Raw genomic sequence first — 16,387 nt, forward strand, 5'->3', positions numbered from 1 at the left:
TTGTGCGGACCCAATACAGAACAATTTACTGAGGTCCGCTATGTCTAAGGTCGTAGTTTTTAATCAAATTGGTGGCGCTGACGTCTTGAAGATTCAGGACATGCAGGTTCCCGCGCCTGGTGCGAATGAGGTTCAGATCCGCGTACGGGCTATTGGTATCAACCGTGCGGAGATTATGTACCGCACAGGCCAGTATATTTACCAACCTAATTTCCCGGCACGGTTGGGTTATGAAGCTGCCGGAGTCGTTGAATCCGTAGGAGACAACGTACGTGAGTTTGCACCTGGCGATGATGTTAGCGTCATCCCGGCTTTCAGCTTTCATCAATATGGTATGTATGGAGAAGTCGTTAATGCCCCGGCACACGCGGTCGTAAAACATCCGCAAAACCTCAGCTTTGCCGAAGCTGCCGCCAGTTGGATGATGTATGTGACCGCATTTGGTGCGCTGGTTGAATATGCGGATATTAAACCTGGAGATAATGTGCTGATCAATGCTGCTTCCAGTAGCGTCGGACTGGCGGCAATTCAGATTGCTAATATGCTCGGCGCAAAGCCTATTGCGATGACGCGGACCAGTGAGAAACGAGCTCAGCTACTGCAACTGGGCGCGGCAGAGGTTATTGCAAGCCAGGAGCAGGATCTGGTGGCTGAGATTCAACGGATTACTGATAGCAAAGGAACCCGAGTGGTCTTCGACCCGGTCGGTGGCCCGGGAGTGGCAAAAATTGCCCAGGCAATGCCAGCCGGTGGGATCTTTTTCCAATATGGCTCGCTTGATGCACGCGACCTTTCTATACCGGTCATTGAGATCCTCGGTCGCCATTTGACTTTCCGTGGTTATGAAATTTTTGAAATCACCTCGGACGCAGAAAAACTTTCGCGAGCGAAACGGTTTATCTTTGAAGGATTGCAGTCCGGGCAGCTCAAGCCGCTGATTGATAAAACCTTTGCCTTTGATGATATCGTCAAGGCACATCAATACATGGAAGCCAACGGTCAGGTAGGCAAAATCGTCGTCACTGTATAACCCCTGTGCGGCACAGCCTTGTGCCGCAATGTGTATCAAAGCACTTTCGACAAAAACTGCTGAGTGCGCGTGTGGCGTGGATGATTCAGCACCTGTTCGCTGCTGCCCTGCTCGACAATTTTGCCATCGACCATAAACACCACCTGGTCCGCCACTTCCCGGGCGAAGCCAATCTCGTGCGTTACCACAACCAGCGTGGTTCCCGACTGCGCCAGCGTTTTAATCACATCCAGCACTTCGCCCACCAGTTCGGGGTCAAGCGCTGACGTGGGTTCATCAAACAGCATGACGCGCGGATTTAATGCCAGTGCACGGGCAATGGCGATACGTTGTTGTTGTCCGCCGGATAAGTGACGCGACCAGGCATCGGCTTTATTACGCAGCCCTACCGCATCAAGCAGGGTTAATGCCCGCTCGGTGGCGGCTTTACGCGATGCCAGTCCGTGTGCAATGGGCGCTTCAATCAAATTCTCCAGCACTGTTAGGTGTGGGAATAGATTAAAGTTCTGAAACACATAGCCGACGTTGACGCGCTGGCGCAAAATTTCCGCCTCTTTCAGCTCATACAGCTTATCTCCCTGCCGACGATAACCAATGTAATCGCCATCGATTTGAATAAACCCTTCATCCACACGCTCCAGATGGTTGATTGTCCGCAAAAGCGTGGATTTCCCGGAACCGGATGGGCCAAGAATAACGGTTACCGTACCGGGCGGGATCTCCAGCGATACGTTATCCAACGCTTTATGGCGGCCGAAGTATTTGCTGACGCCGGTAATAGAAATATGGCCTTCAGGCGAGTGGGACATGGGCGGCCTCCTGCTGTGGACGTTGACGACTGCGTTTTTCTGCACGACTCACCCGGGCGGTATTGATCGCTGAACGTCGTTCGCTACGTGCCAGCGCGCGTTCGACCAGGTGCTGAATTAGCGACAGGACGCTGGTAATCACCAGATACCACACCGCGCCGACCATCAGCAGCGGGATCACCTCCTGCGTGCGGTTGTAGATCATCTGGATGGTGTAGAACAACTCCGGCATGGCCAGCACGTATACCATCGCCGTCCCTTTCGCCAGACTGATGATTTCATTGAACCCGGCAGGCAATATAGTGCGCAGCGCCTGCGGCAGGATAATTCGCAGCGTACGTCGCCATGCCGGTAAGCCCAGCGCCGCAGCGGCCTCGTACTGACCGTGATCAACCCCCAAAAATCCACCACGAATAATTTCAGCGGTATAGGCGCTTTGCACCAGCGTCAGGCCGACTACCGCAGTGGAAAACTGGCCGAGTACATTGATGGTCTCAAAACTGCCCCACTGAATGGGAGTAAACGGAATACCAATCGTCAACGTGTCGTACAGATAGGAGAAGTTGTACAGAACGATTAGCACCACAATCAACGGTAATGAACGAAACAGCCAGATGTATCCCCATGCCAGACCGTTCAGCAACCAGGAAGATGAAAGTCGCGCCAGTGCCAGCAGACCGCCGATGATAATACTCAACAGCGTACCGATAAGCGTCAGCAACAATGTTTGTCCGAGACCGGACAAGATAACCGGATCAAAGAACCAGCGGGCAAATACGGCCCATTCCCAGCGCGGGTTAAATGCCACGGACTGGATAATCACCGCCAGGACAAACAAGGCAACAACCGCTCCCACGGTGCGCATAGGATAGCGCGCCGGTACGACTTTAATGCTATCAGTCGTTTTCATTTTATCTCCTCAGGCTATTCTGGCCTGACCGGCGATGGTCAACAGTTTGGTAAAGCGCAGTCGTCCATCAAACGGCGGCTGGCTGTACTCTTCCGGATCCCGCGCCGTATCAAATTGCGGATCGTAGCCCTGACTTAAATACAGCCGGACGGCCTCCGGCTGGCGAAATCCTGTGGTCAGATATATGCGGCTGTAGCCCGCGAGCAGCGCCCGACGCTCCAGTTCCTGCACCACGCGCGCCGCCAGTCCCTGCTGACGTAGCGTGCTTTTCGTCCAGATACGCTTAATCTCGGCGGTGTCTTTGTCGTAAGGTTTGTAGGCTCCGGTGGCGATAATCTCACCGCCACGCTCCAGGACCACAAACAGTCCCTGCGGTGCCAGATACCATTCGGTCAGTTCCACCTCTGCGTCGCGAGAAAAATAATCGCCATAGCGGGCGGCATATTCACCAAACAGACCGTTCAAAATGGGTTGCAGCTCGCTGGCTTCAGGTGAGACCACGCGAAATTGATCGCTCACGATGACCTCCTTAGTCGCCTAACCCGGCTGGGTTGATTTCAGATTGCGGAATGCGTTCCACCCCTTCCCCCCAACGGTTCAGTACCTTGTCGTAGTCGCCGTTGCCAATCACGCCGTTGAGGGCGGTTTGCACAGGCAGAACCAAACCGCTGTCTTTTTTCAGCGTCACGGCGATATGTGCCGCTTTTGGCCAACCGCCATCAACGCTACCCACCAATTGCGTTTTACCGTTGAGCGCGGCTTTCCACGCGCCGATAACGTTAGGACCGAAGTAGGCATCAGCGCGACCTGACTGCAGGGCCAGAGTCTGGGCGGCATCGTCTTTGGTATACACTGGCGTAAACGGCTGTAACCCTTTCTTCACGTTTTCATCGTTCCAGGCCAGCAGGATGGCTTCCTGGTTCGTCCCCGAACCGACGATAATGCGCAGACCGGCGATATCTTCCGCCTGCTCGATTTTCTTCAGCTTGCTGCCGGTTTTGACATAAAAGCCCAGGGAGTCCTTACGATAGGTCGCGAAATCGAATTTCTCTTTGCGCGCTTTTGTGACGGTAATATTGCTAATCGCGGCATCGTATTTGCCGGAGGTGACCCCCAGCGGCCAGTCTTCCCATGATGTAGGCACAACGTTGAGTTCCAGACCCAAACTGTCTGCCACCAGACGGGCAATGTCCGCCTCGCTGCCGATCAGTGTTTTATTGTCATCGGCAAATACGGTCAGCGGCGGCTGACTGAGCCCGGCAATCGCCACAGTAAATTTGCCCGGTACGGCCAGGTGCAGGTTCGCGGGTAATTGCGCAATCGCCTGCGGATTTTTTGCCGTATTAATTGGCGTTTTATTGGCTTCCAGGCTTACGCCCGTGCCGTTAATAGTCACGTCATTTGCCCAGACGGTCGCGCTGAAAGCCAGCGACAGCGCGAGGAATACTGATTTTTTCTGCATAGCGTTTTTCTCTTATTGTGTGAATTGATTTGCAGGTGTCGCTAATCCCAGGCTTGCGCGCAGGGTCGTACCGGGATATTCATGGCGGAACAGACCACGAGCCTGAAGCACGGGGATAACCTGCTCAACAAATCGTGGGAAGGTATCCGGCGTTCCTCCCTGAATGATAAAACCGTCAGCGGCTTTCTCGTCGAACCACTGCTGAAGGCCGTCGGCTACCTGCTGCGGCGTGCCGCTAAAACGCGGACGCGGGCTGGCTGCCTCCAGAGCAACCTGACGTAGCGTTAAGCCACGCTCGCGCGCATTGCGCTTGATCTCATCGGTCGTGCTGCGAAAGCTGTTTTGTCCGAGGGATCCCAGATCCGGGAACGGTGCGTCCAGCGAATATTGGGCAAAATCATGATGTTCGAAGTAGCGGCCAAGGTAGTTCAGTGCGTCAGTGATGGAAACCAGCGCAGCGGTCGTCTGATACTGCTGCTCCACGTCCTCTGCGCTGTCGCCAACAATAACGCTGACGCCCTGGAATATATGCAGTTGATCGGGATGTCGTTCGGCGTTTTCCAGCTGGCTTTTTACATCCTGATAGAACGCTTTCGCCTCTGCCAGCGACTCCTGATGAGTAAAAATGGCATCAGCATGCTGCGCCGCTAATTTCTTGCCATCGGATGAAGCCCCAGCCTGAAATATAATTGGACGGCCTTGTGGTGTTCGCCCGATATTTAACGGCCCGGCGACCTGAAAATAATCCCCATGATGGTTAAGCGTGTGCAGTTTTTGCGGATTAAAAAACTCCCCGCTTGCCTTATTACGGGTAAAAGCATCATCTTCCCAGGAATCCCACAGTCCTTTCACCACCTGTAAATATTCATCGGCAATACGATAACGCTGGGCATGCTCTGGATGCTGGGCGCGGGAATAGTTTTTTGCCGATCCTTCCAGAGGCGACGTCACCACGTTCCATCCGGCACGCCCCTGGCTAAGATGGTCGAGGCTGGCAAACTGCCGGGCGGTGGTAAAGGGCTCACTGTATGACGTGGAGACGGTGCCAACCAGTCCCAGATTGCGGGTGATGCTGGCCAAAGCAGATAATACCGTCAGCGGCTCAAAGCGATTTAAAAAATGCGGGATTGATTTTTCATTAATATACAGACCATCGGCGACAAAAATAAAATCCAACTTCCCTTTTTCCGCAATACGCGCCGTTTCTTTAACAAAGTCAAAATTAATACTGGCATCGGCCTGCGCTGCCGGATGACGCCATGCAGACATATTTCCCGATGCGCCATGCAGAATAGTGCCGAGCCGTAGTTGCCGATTTTCAGCCATAATAACCCCTACCCAACAGATAAAATTAAATGTGTGCGAATGCCGTTTTTGCTAAATGAGCAAAATAGTGCGCGGCGGGTTCTATTAAACGTTCATCCGGATTAAATCCCGGATGATGTAATCCGTATTCGCTGGCGCTGCCAATACTGACGAACGCCCCAGGCGTATTTTGCAGGTAGACGGCAAAATCCTCCCCGCCCATATGCAGGTCGGCATGGTGGGTGGCGTAGCCTGATTGTTTCGCCACGGCGGTGGCGATATCGGCCCAACGATCATCGTTCACCAGCGCAGTCGGTCCCGCGTGCCAGATAACATCAATTTGTGCGCCAAAAGCGTGGGCAAATCCGGCCGCGATATCATTAACCCGGGCTTTGACCTGCTGCTGCACTTCAATGCGATGCGTTCTGAGCGTTCCTTCCAGCTCTACGGACTCTGGCAGCACGTTCCACGTGTTTCCTCCCTGAATACGGGTCACGCTGAGCACCACTGAATCCAGGGTGTTAACATCGCGACTGGCAACGCTTTGCAAAACTGTTACCAGTTGGCTGGCTAGCAGGATGGCGTCTTTGCCTTCATGCGGACGCGCCGCATGTGCGCCTTTACCATTGATACGTAACACAAAGCGATCAACATTGGCATAGAATGCACCACCGCGCGTAGCGAACTCTCCTACCGGCAATCCCGGTTCATTGTGCATGCCAAAAATAGCCGCGACGTTTTGCAGAGCACCGGCGCGAATCAGAGTTTTTGCGCCACCAAAACTTTCTTCAGCGGGCTGAAACAAAATACGGACTCGCCCCGGTAAGTCAGCTTCCTGCTGCTTAAGCAGCAGTGCGGCGCCAAGCATGACGCTGGTGTGAATATCGTGCCCGCAGGCGTGCATCACCCCCGGTGTGAGTGAGCGAAACGGAACATCGGCGCTTTCTTCTATCGGGAGGGCATCAATGTCCGCCCGCAATGCGATGATCTCTTCTCCCTGACCAATTTCCGCGACCAGACCGGTTTTCAGGTTGAATGGCAGAATCTGGACATCAGCACCGTGCAACCAGTCGCGAATACGCGCCGTCGTCGCCACTTCCTGCAGAGAAAGTTCGGGGTGTTGATGCAATTCACGACGCCAGTTGATAAGCGTTGTCGCCAGCGTCATCAGACCACCTCCACGGCGTTATGGGCTTGTGCCAACAAACGTAGCGACGTCAGACGCGCGTGCCCCTCTGCCAATGGCGTGTCGATAATGAACTCATTAATGCCAAATTGCGCGTGCAGGCCGTTCAGTTTTGCCAGCACGTCGTGGGCGGTACCGTATAATAAGGCCTGTTCACGACGTGCGATTTTGCGGGGAGAACTGCCAGCCTGCGCAGCGAATGCCAGCGCCTGCTCTTCGCTGGCAACTGTGACGCGTTGCCCATTTTCTAGTTCCACGCCCCAGATCTGCACATTTTCGGCAAGCTGCGCGGCGGTGTCGTTACTGTCAGCCACAATCACCTGGACGGCGACTATCGTCGGGCGTGTACTGTGGGTCTGCCAAAAGGACAAAACGTCACGCAATAACGCTCTGTCACCGTTGAGGTGTGCCGCGAAGATGAAATTCCAGTTGGATTGCGCTGCCAACTGAGCGCTTTGCACACTGGCTCCCAGAACAAATCCTTCCGGCGGTTGCGGTGGGATTGGCGTCGGGAATACCGCTTCCCCGCTTTCCGTTCCGCTTAACGCCAGCCAGTCGTTAAGCTGGGAAAGCTGGTCAGCAAAACTGCCTTTTTCATCCGCATGAAGTCCCAACTGTAACGCCTGAGTCGACAGGGGTAAGCCGCCTGGCGCTTTTCCGACACCAAGATCAACACGCCCCGGTGCCAGTGATGCCAGAAGATTGAAGTTTTCCGCCACTTTGTACGGGCTGTAATGCTGCAGCATCACGCCGCCGGAACCTACGCGGATTCGCTGGGTTTGTCCGAGGAGCCAGGCGATCACCAGCTCCGGCGATGGGCTGGCCAGCTGTGGTGTATTATGGTGTTCCGCGATCCAGAAACGATGGTATCCCCACTCTTCTGCCAGTTGCGCCAGACGCAAGGTCCGGGCAAGCGCCATCACGGCAGTTTCTCCTTCCCCAACGGGGCTTTTATCCAGAATACTCAGGCGATATGACATGTTACAGGCCCATGTTTGTTAACATGTCTTTATTATTAAATTATCAAATAACCATAATGAAACACTTAATTCACATTTGCTCAGCTAAAAAGTAGATAACCAGCCCTGTTGCCATCAGGGATAATACCAGTGGATTCCTTGACTGGTCAGAACACTCAATGGAAAACATGCAAAATTCATGACCTACAAAATATAATAGGGGCGCGACTCTCACAGAAATAACATCAAAATAAGTTCATGCCTGTTTTCTTTTTGCGAAAACGTTTTTTAGCGCGATTTACGTTAAGTCAGGTTAAACGACTTGCAAGGTTATGCGGTTGTATTAAATGTTTCACTTTTATGACGCTTAATGGATAGTACATATAGGATTTTTTAATTTAAGCACTTCCACAGCAATGATGATTAGTAGAGAATACAGCGTTTCTTATTAAAACGGTTTAATACAGTTTTTTAATATCCCCCGATTTTTATTGCGGGGATTTTTGTATGAATTATACATACCATCATGGGGCCTCTATGAAAAGTAACATGCCCGTTACACAAATTGAGTATGCACTTAACGATAAAGCGACGCTGCTCTCGACGACAGATAAAGAAAGTCATATTACCTACGCCAACACCGCTTTTATCGACGCCAGCGGATTTAACGAGCATCAGTTAATGGGCGAACCACATAATATTATTCGCCATCCTGACATGCCTCCCGCCGCGTTCGCCGATATGTGGTACACGCTACAGCAGGGAGACAGCTGGACGGGAATGGTGAAAAACCGGCGGCAGAATGGCGACCATTACTGGGTGCGAGCCAACGTGACACCGGTCTGGCACCATGAAAAACTCACCGGTTACATCTCGGTACGGACGGTTCCTTCGCGCGATGAAATAACGAAAAGCGAAAGCTTATATCAAAAAATAAATAGTCAGCAGTTTAAACACTTTCGCCTTTTTAAAGGCCTTGTCATTCGTCGTGGCATATTGTCATGGGTTTCTGCGTTTAAATGGCTGAGTATTAGCCAGCGAGTTAATTATAGTTTAGGGGTAGCTGCCCTGCTGGTACTGTTATTAATTTTTATCCCCGTCCCCCTCTTTATTCAGGCAGGTGGGCTGTTGGTGCTTTTTCTGGCACTGGCTATTTACCTTAAGTATCAAATTTGTCAGCCAGTTAATACGCTACTGACGCAAATGAAAAAAGTGGTGTCGGGTCGTAAACCTGATAACTGTCATTTAAACAGGGTCGATGAGATCGGAATGTTGATGCGTCTGGTTAATCAGTCTGGGCTTAATTTGAATTCGCTGGTCGATGACGTCAGTACGCAACTATCCGGTATTCGCGCAATTAGCCAGCGGGTGTCAAAAGAAGGTTCTGCGTTGCACAAACGTTCAGAAGAAACCTCCGCTGACCTGCAACAAACTGCTGCTGCCCTCGAAGAAATTGGCAGCGCGGTACAGCAAACCGCTGATACCGCAGCGCATACTATGACCATGGCCGATAAAACGAGCGCCAACGCGGCAGCAGGCGGCGATATCATGAAACAAACCATTGCCATGATGCAGGCAATCTCGCGTGATAATGGGCAGATTGTCGACATCATTGGCGTTATCGACAGCATTGCCTTTCAGACCAATATTTTGGCGCTCAATGCCGCGGTTGAAGCCGCACGAGCCGGGGAATCCGGGCGTGGATTCGCAGTTGTGGCGGCAGAAGTGCGCAATCTGGCGCAGCACTCAGCGTCCGCGGCAAAAGAGATTAAACAACTGATCGAGAAGAACGTCGCCAATGTTAACAGCGGCGTCAAAATGGTGGAGAAAACGGAAACGCATCTCACCGGCATAATTGGTGATGTCTTGCAGATGTCGATGATGATCAAAGATATTAGTCTGGCCACGCGAGAGCAAACCCAGGCGCTGGATCTGATTAACGATTCGATTTCACGCGTGGGCGCCATGACACACAATAACGCCGAAATGGTGGAGCGCGTCACTGACGCTACCGCCGATCTGACCCAGCGTTCATCACGCTTACAGCAGGCCGTTCAGGTCTTTGGCGCATCAGCATAACGTTACGGCGCTTACCGGGCGAATGTCTTGATAAGCGCACTCCTCTAGCTGGTTAAACGCCCCCTCTCTTTTATTGGCTGAATCGAGGCCACACCGCGCCAGTTCCGGCTGCACAAAAATGCTGCATTCTTGTTATCGGGGCTTTGCGCAAGTGAACAATTGAATGTAGGATGCTCGGCCGGCAGTTTTCCCCCCGTAACACAATGAAGGGTAGCGCTGTTTTCGCCGCAGCAGGTGCGGCAAAAAGGATTTTGTATTTTTGTCAGGTCAACAGGAAAAGTAATGAACACACACAACACGCAAGCCGCGGAACAACATGCGGCGAAACGACGCTGGTTGAATGCTCACGAAGAGGGGTATCACAAAGCGATGGGGAATCGACAGGTACAAATGATCGCCATTGGCGGCGCGATTGGTACCGGGTTGTTTTTAGGGGCAGGCGCACGTTTGCAGATGGCTGGCCCCGCTTTGGCGCTGGTCTATCTGGTGTGCGGTATTTTTTCGTTCTTTATTCTTCGCGCGCTCGGCGAACTGGTTTTGCACCGCCCTTCCAGCGGTAGCTTTGTCTCCTACGCCCGCGAATTTTTAGGTGAAAAAGCCGCCTATGTGGCGGGCTGGATGTATTTCATCAACTGGGCGATGACCGGCATTGTCGATATCACCGCAGTTGCGCTGTATATGCATTACTGGGGCGCATTTGGCGACGTGCCGCAGTGGGTGTTCGCCCTCGGGGCGCTGGCCATTGTCGGCACCATGAACATGATCGGTGTGAAGTGGTTCGCGGAGATGGAGTTTTGGTTTGCGCTGGTCAAAGTGCTGGCGATTGTCATTTTCCTGGTGGTGGGTACCGTTTTTTTAGGCAGCGGAAAACCGCTGGATGGTAACGCCACCGGTTTTCACCTGATAACCGACAACGGCGGATTTTTCCCGCATGGCCTGCTGCCAGCGCTGGTGCTGGTCCAGGGAGTCGTCTTCGCGTTTGCCTCCATCGAACTGGTCGGCACTGCCGCTGGTGAGTGCAAAGATCCGCAAACGATGGTGCCAAAAGCGATCAATAGCGTTATCTGGCGTATCGGTCTGTTCTACGTGGGTTCAGTGGTCCTGCTGGTTCTGCTTCTGCCCTGGAACGCCTATCAGGCGGGACAAAGCCCGTTTGTCACCTTCTTCTCCAAACTTGGCGTGCCCTATATCGGCAGCATCATGAATATTGTGGTGCTCACCGCGGCGCTTTCCAGCCTGAACTCCGGCCTGTACTGCACTGGCCGTATTTTACGTTCCATGTCGATGGGCGGTTCCGCGCCAAAATTTATGGCTAAAATGAGCCGCCAACAGGTGCCATGGGCAGGGATCCTCGCCACGCTGGTCGTGTATGTCGTAGGGGTATTTCTGAACTATCTGGTGCCGTCGCAGGTGTTCGAGATCGTGCTTAACTTCGCCTCGCTGGGCATCATTGCGTCGTGGGGATTTATCATGGTTTGCCAGATGCGTCTGCGCCGGGCGATTAAAGAAGGTAAAACCGCAGACGTCAGTTTTAAACTGCCGGGTGCGCCGTTTACCTCGTGGCTCACGTTGCTGTTCCTGCTGAGTGTGCTGGTGCTGATGGCGTTTGATTATCCAAACGGCACTTATACTATCGCATCATTACCGTTAATTGCCATCCTGCTGGTTGCAGGCTGGTTCGGCGTGCGTAAACGCGTAGCGGAAATCCACCGCACCGCGCCGTAAGGATAACAAGGCCTGACAGGTTACCCCTTCAGGCCTTCTTTTTTAGTCTGCTTCAATGAGCTGCGCGACGTCGTTGCTGTTAATTTCCCGCGCATTCCCATCCTGATCGGTATAGCTGGTCATTCCCGTATCTTTATCCAGTTGTGGCTTACCCTGGGTGGTAATGGTTTGTCCGCTTTTGGTCGTCATAACGTAATTGGTCGTGCAGCCTGCCAACGTAAACAGCATTACGCCTGCACAAAGACAAATAAATGGCTTTTTCATGGTATTCCCGCGTTATTCAGTTAGCCGTTGAGGGCGTAGTGTAAGTCCCTGAAGTTAGTCAGGCTACTGGCGGGGTGTAACGAGGCGTATCGTGAGGTTTAGAGAAATGACAGGAGGGGTTTCCCCCTCCGGTTAATTACAGCGCGATACGAATAACATCGTCCGGCTGGGTGGCTTCCTGCTCGCGGGTCGATTTCTGTTTCACGCTGACGTACAGCGTTTTACCGTCGGCAGAGAGCGCCAGGCTGTTCGGGAATGTTGGGGTCTCGAACGTTTTGACAACTTTGTAGCTTTTCGCGTCGATCACGCTCACTTTACCGGCCTGACGATGGGTCACATAGGCCTCGTTGCGCGCCGGGTTGAACAGCACGGCCAGAGATTCCGGCGCGGCGACTTTCGCCAGTACATTGCCGTTGCGGGTGTCGATAACCAGCACTTCCGCAGCCTTAGAGTCGGTAACAAATGCGCGGTTACCCGCCGTGTCCAGACTCAGGTTGATAAAGAAGTGCTCTTTTCCATCATCCAACAGCTTTTTGCGGCTGAGAATTTTGTTATTGGTGGTATCGATAGTGATGAATTCACCGTCCGCATTGGCGGTGTACAGGCGTTTAGCTTTGCTGTCGATAGCCAGAGCGGTGCTCATTTTGCCAGTATTTTGGATTGTGTCCTGAAGTTTGATCGTCTCACCGTCCACTACCCAAATTACGCTCTCTTTACCAATACCGCTAATGTATACCGTGTTAGTAGCATCATCGGCGACCAGCTCACGCGGTTGCAGAGGACGCACATCTTCAGAACGCTTACGCGCATCCAGCACCAGGCGCCCTTTCACCGCTCCTGTTTTAGCATCCATCGCCGTCACCGCACTGTTTACCGTATTACCAAACCACAGCGTTTGCGTGGTGTTATTGATGGTAGCGCCAAACGGTTTGAGATCGTTGTGAATAACCTGAGTCACTTCGAGGGTGACAGGGTCAAGACGATAAACCACGCCGCCGATATCCAGTTTGCGGCTCTGTGAGGTCGCCAGCCACAGCGCGTTCTCTTGCTGGCTGTATGCCATTTCATAGGCACCTTTGCCCACGGCTTTGCGCAGCAGTTCTTCTGCAGCCTGCGTAGTAAAAGATGATGCCACGAGCAGTGAACCTAACAGTAAAGAACCACGCAGGCGCGGCGAAAACAGATGACGTAAAGACATGACGACTCCCTTTGATAAATTCGTTTGTTACTGCTTCACATAGCTTCAATGAGCAAAATCATGGTTTTGCCTTTTTAAGAATGAGAATAGTAATCATTATTCATCGCAAAGTGGAGCACTTCTTCACATATTGACTACACTCCTTTTCATTGCCCGAAAAATTACCGCAATTCAGCAGCGCTAAAATTCATCTTTTTTATAAAAAAATTCACATGCTTACCGTCCTTTTTCCGACGTCAGCATCCTAAACTGGCCTTATTCATGACGATTTTTTCAGCCCGCTATATTGTCTTTCCTGTTTCATTACTGCCTGTCTTTCTCTCGACTTTTGCCGCGGCAGAAAGTGAGCTAAACGAGCAAACGCTGATCGTTAGCGCGACACCACAATCTGTTTCAGAACTGGATACGCCTGCTGCCGTCAGCGTTGTTGCCGGTGAAGATATGCGTCTGGCAACACCGCGCATTAACCTGTCCGAATCGCTGACCAGCGTCCCTGGGTTACAGGTGCAAAATCGGCAGAACTACGCACAGGACCTCCAGTTGTCGATTCGCGGCTTTGGTTCAAGAACCACGTATGGCATCCGCGGCATTCGTATGTACGTAGACGGAATCCCAGCCACCATGCCGGATGGGCAAGGTCAAACATCCAATATCGATATCAGCAGCGTACAAAATATTGAAGTCCTGCGGGGGCCCTTCTCTGCGCTGTATGGTAATGCTTCCGGCGGTGTGATTAATGTCAGTACCGAAACAGGGCGTGAACCGCCAACCATTGAGGCCAGCAGCTATTACGGTAGTTTTGGCACCTGGCGCTACGGTGTAAAGGCCACAGGAGCACTGGGTGACGGTACTCAGCCAGGTGATGTGGATTACACCGTTTCAACTACACGATTTACTACCCACGGGTATCGTGATGACAGTAGTGCGCAAAAAAATCTGGCTAACGCCAGACTGGGAGTACGTGTTGATGACGTGAGTAAACTAACCCTGATTTTCAACAGCGTGGATATTAAGGCCGACGATCCCGGTGGCCTGACGAAGTCAGAATGGAATGCCAATCCGCAGCAATCGCCCCGCGCGGAGCAATTCAATACGCGAAAAACTATCAAGCAGACCCAGGCGGGATTGCGCTATGAACGCCAGCTTAGCGCGCAGGATGATATCAGTGTCATGGCCTATGCAGGAGAGCGCGAAACCACCCAGTATCAGTCGATCCCAATGGACCCACAGTTAAATTCTTCTCATGCCGGCGGTGTCATCACCTTGCAACGTCATTATCAGGGGATAGATAACCGTTGGACTCACCGTGGCGAATTGGGGATTCCGGTGACTTTCACCACCGGAGTGAACTATGAAAACATGAGTGAAAACCGTAAAGGCTATAACAACTATCGTCTTGATAATGGTGTCCCTGAGTACGGTCAGAAAGGCGACCTGCGACGCAATGAACGTAACCTGATGTGGAACGTCGATCCCTATCTGCAAACCCAGTGGCAATTGACGAAGAAGCTTTCGCTGGATGCCGGCGTTCGTTACAGTTCCGTATGGTTTGATTCCAACGATCGCTACATTACTGTTGATAACGGAGATGACAGCGGCGACGTAAGTTATCACCAATGGTTGCCCGCCGGATCGTTGAAGTATGCAATGACTGACGCCTGGAATGTCTATCTGGCTGCGGGGAGAGGATTTGAAACCCCCACGATTAACGAACTCTCCTACCGTTCCGATGGACAAAGCGGCATGAATTTGGGTTTACAGCCGTCCACGAATGACACTATTGAAATCGGCAGCAAAACACGCATCGGCGATGGACTTTTTACCGCGGCACTATTTCAGACCGATACCGATGACGAGATTGTGGTTGATAGTAACAACGGTGGTCGTACGACTTATAAAAACGCCGGTAAAACCCGCCGTCAGGGGGGCGAGCTATCCTGGGACCAACGCTTTGCCACAAACTGGCGCGTAAAAGCAGCATGGACCTGGCTCGATGCAACCTATCGCAGCAACGTCTGTGGCGATCAAAACTGCAACGGCAACCGACTGCCCGGCATAGCGCAAAACATGGGATTTGCCTCACTGGGTTACGTGCCAGATGAAGGTTGGTATGCGGGAGCAGATGTGCGTTATATGGGCGACATTATGGCCAATGATGAAAACACGGCGAAAGCCCCGTCATATACCGTAGTTGGCTTGAATACCGGCTATAAATTTTATTACAGCAGTCTCATGATCGACCTGTTCGGTCGGGTGGATAACCTGTTTGATAAGACCTATGCTGGGTCGGTGATTGTTAATGAAACAAGGGACAGATACTACGAACCGGCGCCAGGACGAAACTATGGCGTGGGTATTAATCTGGCCTGGCGTTTTGAATAATACTGGCGGGAATCGCTCCCGCCCGCACTCTTTATGCATCGTCTGCTACGCGAATAACCACCTTGCCGAAGTTTTTCCCGGTCAGCAAACCGATAAAGGTCTGCGGCGCATTCTCCAGACCGTCAGTGACCTGCTCACGGTAGTGGATTTTACCCTCTTTAATCCAACGCCCCATCTCCCGCTGAAACTCATGAATGCGGTGACCATAATCCTGACCAATAATAAAACCCTGCATCCGGATACGCTTTTTCAGTAAGGTTGCCATCAGCAACGGTAATCGGTCAGGGCCGGTCGGAAGCGATGTCGCGTTGTAACCGCTGACCAGCCCGCAAAGCGGTATGCGCGCAGAGGTATTGAGTAACGGCAGTACGGCGTCAAACACCTTACCGCCAACGTTCTCGTAGTAAATATCAATCCCCTGTGGACACGCTTTTGCCAGTTGTTGCGCAAAATCTTGCGCATGGTGATCGAGACAAACATCAAAGCCCAGCACTTCAGTGGCATGCTGACATTTCTCTGCCCCGCCCGCCACACCGATCACCCGACACCCTTTGAGCTTACCAATCTGTCCAACCGTTGCGCCCACCGGGCCAGTTGCAGCGGCGACAACCAGCGTTTCCCCGGCTTTCGGCTGGCCGATGTCCAGCAAGCCCATATAGGCGGTAAATCCCGGCATTCCCAAAACACCCAGCGCCCAGGAAGGATGTTCAGGATTATCGCCAAGCTTCACCAGTCCGTTACCGTCTGAAATGTCATAGTCCTGCCAACCACTATAGCTCAGCACCCATTCGCCTGGCTGGTAATCAGGATGGTTAGAGGACACCACGCGGCTCACCGTGCCACCAACCATCACGCCGCCAATTTCAACGGGAGGCGAGTAAGACGGTTCATCGCTCATGCGCCCACGCATGTAAGGATCGAGAGAAAGGAAAACGGTGCGCAGCAGAACCTGACCTTCTCCCGGCGTTGCGACTTCATCTTCTTCAAGACGGAAGTTATCCGGGATTGGCGCGCCATGCGGGCGGGAAGCCAGTACCCAGCGGCGATTACGATTAGTCTGTTGACCCATGATGTGCTC

General features: G+C 52.5%; 12 protein-coding genes and 1 pseudogene. 4 read left to right on the forward strand and 9 right to left on the reverse strand.

Annotated elements, in window-relative coordinates:
- Positions 1-40 precede the first annotated feature (40 nt).
- Positions 41-1,030 carry a zinc-dependent alcohol dehydrogenase family protein gene (locus FDX11_RS14740; RefSeq protein WP_137371551.1) on the forward strand — a complete coding sequence of 330 codons (990 nt, stop codon included), beginning with the start codon at positions 41-43 and terminating at the stop codon, positions 1,028-1,030.
- A gap of 35 nt (positions 1,031-1,065) precedes the next feature.
- On the opposite strand, the gene FDX11_RS14745 is transcribed toward FDX11_RS14740, so the two are convergent.
- From FDX11_RS14745 to FDX11_RS14775, 6 genes and pseudogenes are all read right to left on the reverse strand, one after another.
- Positions 1,066-1,839 carry an amino acid ABC transporter ATP-binding protein gene (locus FDX11_RS14745; protein ID WP_042308310.1) on the reverse strand — a complete coding sequence of 258 codons (774 nt, stop codon included), beginning with the start codon at positions 1,837-1,839 and terminating at the stop codon, positions 1,066-1,068.
- Positions 1,823-2,749, reverse strand: a complete 927-nt coding sequence (locus FDX11_RS14750; RefSeq protein WP_137398136.1) for an amino acid ABC transporter permease — start codon at positions 2,747-2,749, stop codon at positions 1,823-1,825. Before FDX11_RS14750 ends, FDX11_RS14745 begins: the two co-directional genes overlap by 17 nt.
- A 9-nt stretch (positions 2,750-2,758) precedes the next feature.
- Positions 2,759-3,268 (reverse strand): GNAT family N-acetyltransferase, encoded by a 510-nt coding sequence (locus FDX11_RS14755; RefSeq protein WP_042308308.1) that lies wholly within the window; start codon positions 3,266-3,268, stop codon positions 2,759-2,761.
- Positions 3,269-3,278: 10 nt separating this feature from the next.
- Positions 3,279-5,537 (reverse strand): annotated as a pseudogene (locus FDX11_RS25160) (NtaA/DmoA family FMN-dependent monooxygenase).
- A 25-nt stretch (positions 5,538-5,562) separates the two neighbouring features.
- Complete coding sequence (locus tag FDX11_RS14770) at positions 5,563-6,684, reverse strand: amidohydrolase (protein ID WP_042308306.1); 1,122 nt, start codon at positions 6,682-6,684, stop codon at positions 5,563-5,565.
- On the reverse strand, positions 6,684-7,682 hold the full coding sequence (locus FDX11_RS14775) for an MsnO8 family LLM class oxidoreductase (RefSeq protein ID WP_137398138.1): 999 nt from the start codon (positions 7,680-7,682) through the stop codon (positions 6,684-6,686). Before FDX11_RS14775 ends, FDX11_RS14770 begins: the two co-directional genes overlap by 1 nt.
- A gap of 516 nt (positions 7,683-8,198) precedes the next feature.
- Here FDX11_RS14775 and FDX11_RS14780 point away from each other — a divergent pair.
- Both FDX11_RS14780 and ansP read left to right on the forward strand, forming a co-directional pair.
- The gene (locus FDX11_RS14780) at positions 8,199-9,740 is read left to right on the forward strand and encodes a PAS domain-containing methyl-accepting chemotaxis protein (protein WP_079224132.1); all 1,542 of its coding nucleotides are present in this window, start codon (positions 8,199-8,201) and stop codon (positions 9,738-9,740) included.
- 282 nt (positions 9,741-10,022) lie between these two features.
- The gene (gene ansP / locus FDX11_RS14785) at positions 10,023-11,465 is read left to right on the forward strand and encodes an L-asparagine permease (protein WP_038640693.1); all 1,443 of its coding nucleotides are present in this window, start codon (positions 10,023-10,025) and stop codon (positions 11,463-11,465) included.
- A gap of 42 nt (positions 11,466-11,507) precedes the next feature.
- Here the strand turns inward: ansP and FDX11_RS14790 are convergent, their stop codons facing one another.
- Both FDX11_RS14790 and FDX11_RS14795 read right to left on the reverse strand, forming a co-directional pair.
- Positions 11,508-11,729: a YgdI/YgdR family lipoprotein gene (locus FDX11_RS14790; RefSeq protein ID WP_137398139.1), complete on the reverse strand. Its 222-nt coding sequence runs from the start codon at positions 11,727-11,729 to the stop codon at positions 11,508-11,510.
- Positions 11,730-11,865: 136 nt separating this feature from the next.
- Positions 11,866-12,927: a YncE family protein gene (locus FDX11_RS14795; protein ID WP_079224126.1), complete on the reverse strand. Its 1,062-nt coding sequence runs from the start codon at positions 12,925-12,927 to the stop codon at positions 11,866-11,868.
- Between the two features lie 261 nt (positions 12,928-13,188).
- On the opposite strand from FDX11_RS14795, the gene pqqU reads away from it, so the two are divergent.
- On the forward strand, positions 13,189-15,309 hold the full coding sequence (gene pqqU / locus FDX11_RS14800) for a TonB-dependent receptor PqqU (RefSeq protein ID WP_137398140.1): 2,121 nt from the start codon (positions 13,189-13,191) through the stop codon (positions 15,307-15,309).
- A gap of 31 nt (positions 15,310-15,340) precedes the next feature.
- Here the strand turns inward: pqqU and FDX11_RS14805 are convergent, their stop codons facing one another.
- On the reverse strand, positions 15,341-16,378 hold the full coding sequence (locus FDX11_RS14805) for an NADP-dependent oxidoreductase (protein ID WP_137398141.1): 1,038 nt from the start codon (positions 16,376-16,378) through the stop codon (positions 15,341-15,343).
- Positions 16,379-16,387 lie beyond the last annotated feature (9 nt).

Source organism: Citrobacter sp. wls714 (assembly GCF_005281025.1).
Lineage (GTDB): Bacteria > Pseudomonadota > Gammaproteobacteria > Enterobacterales > Enterobacteriaceae > Citrobacter > Citrobacter werkmanii.

What these genes read in the sequence shown, in the direction of transcription:
- FDX11_RS14740 (WP_137371551.1), top strand. Translation starts at nt 41, where the DNA reads ATGTCTAAGGTCGTAGTTTTTAATCAAATTGGTGGCGCTGACGTCTTG.
- pqqU (WP_137398140.1), top strand. Translation starts at nt 13,189, where the DNA reads ATGACGATTTTTTCAGCCCGCTATATTGTCTTTCCTGTTTCATTACTG.
- FDX11_RS14775 (WP_137398138.1), bottom strand. Translation starts at nt 7,682, where the DNA reads ATGTCATATCGCCTGAGTATTCTGGATAAAAGCCCCGTTGGGGAAGGA.
- FDX11_RS14805 (WP_137398141.1), bottom strand. Translation starts at nt 16,378, where the DNA reads ATGGGTCAACAGACTAATCGTAATCGCCGCTGGGTACTGGCTTCCCGC.
- FDX11_RS14790 (WP_137398139.1), bottom strand. Translation starts at nt 11,729, where the DNA reads ATGAAAAAGCCATTTATTTGTCTTTGTGCAGGCGTAATGCTGTTTACG.
- FDX11_RS14770 (WP_042308306.1), bottom strand. Translation starts at nt 6,684, where the DNA reads ATGACGCTGGCGACAACGCTTATCAACTGGCGTCGTGAATTGCATCAA.
- FDX11_RS14795 (WP_079224126.1), bottom strand. Translation starts at nt 12,927, where the DNA reads ATGTCTTTACGTCATCTGTTTTCGCCGCGCCTGCGTGGTTCTTTACTG.
- FDX11_RS14745 (WP_042308310.1), bottom strand. Translation starts at nt 1,839, where the DNA reads ATGTCCCACTCGCCTGAAGGCCATATTTCTATTACCGGCGTCAGCAAA.
- ansP (WP_038640693.1), top strand. Translation starts at nt 10,023, where the DNA reads ATGAACACACACAACACGCAAGCCGCGGAACAACATGCGGCGAAACGA.
- FDX11_RS14750 (WP_137398136.1), bottom strand. Translation starts at nt 2,749, where the DNA reads ATGAAAACGACTGATAGCATTAAAGTCGTACCGGCGCGCTATCCTATG.
- FDX11_RS14780 (WP_079224132.1), top strand. Translation starts at nt 8,199, where the DNA reads ATGAAAAGTAACATGCCCGTTACACAAATTGAGTATGCACTTAACGAT.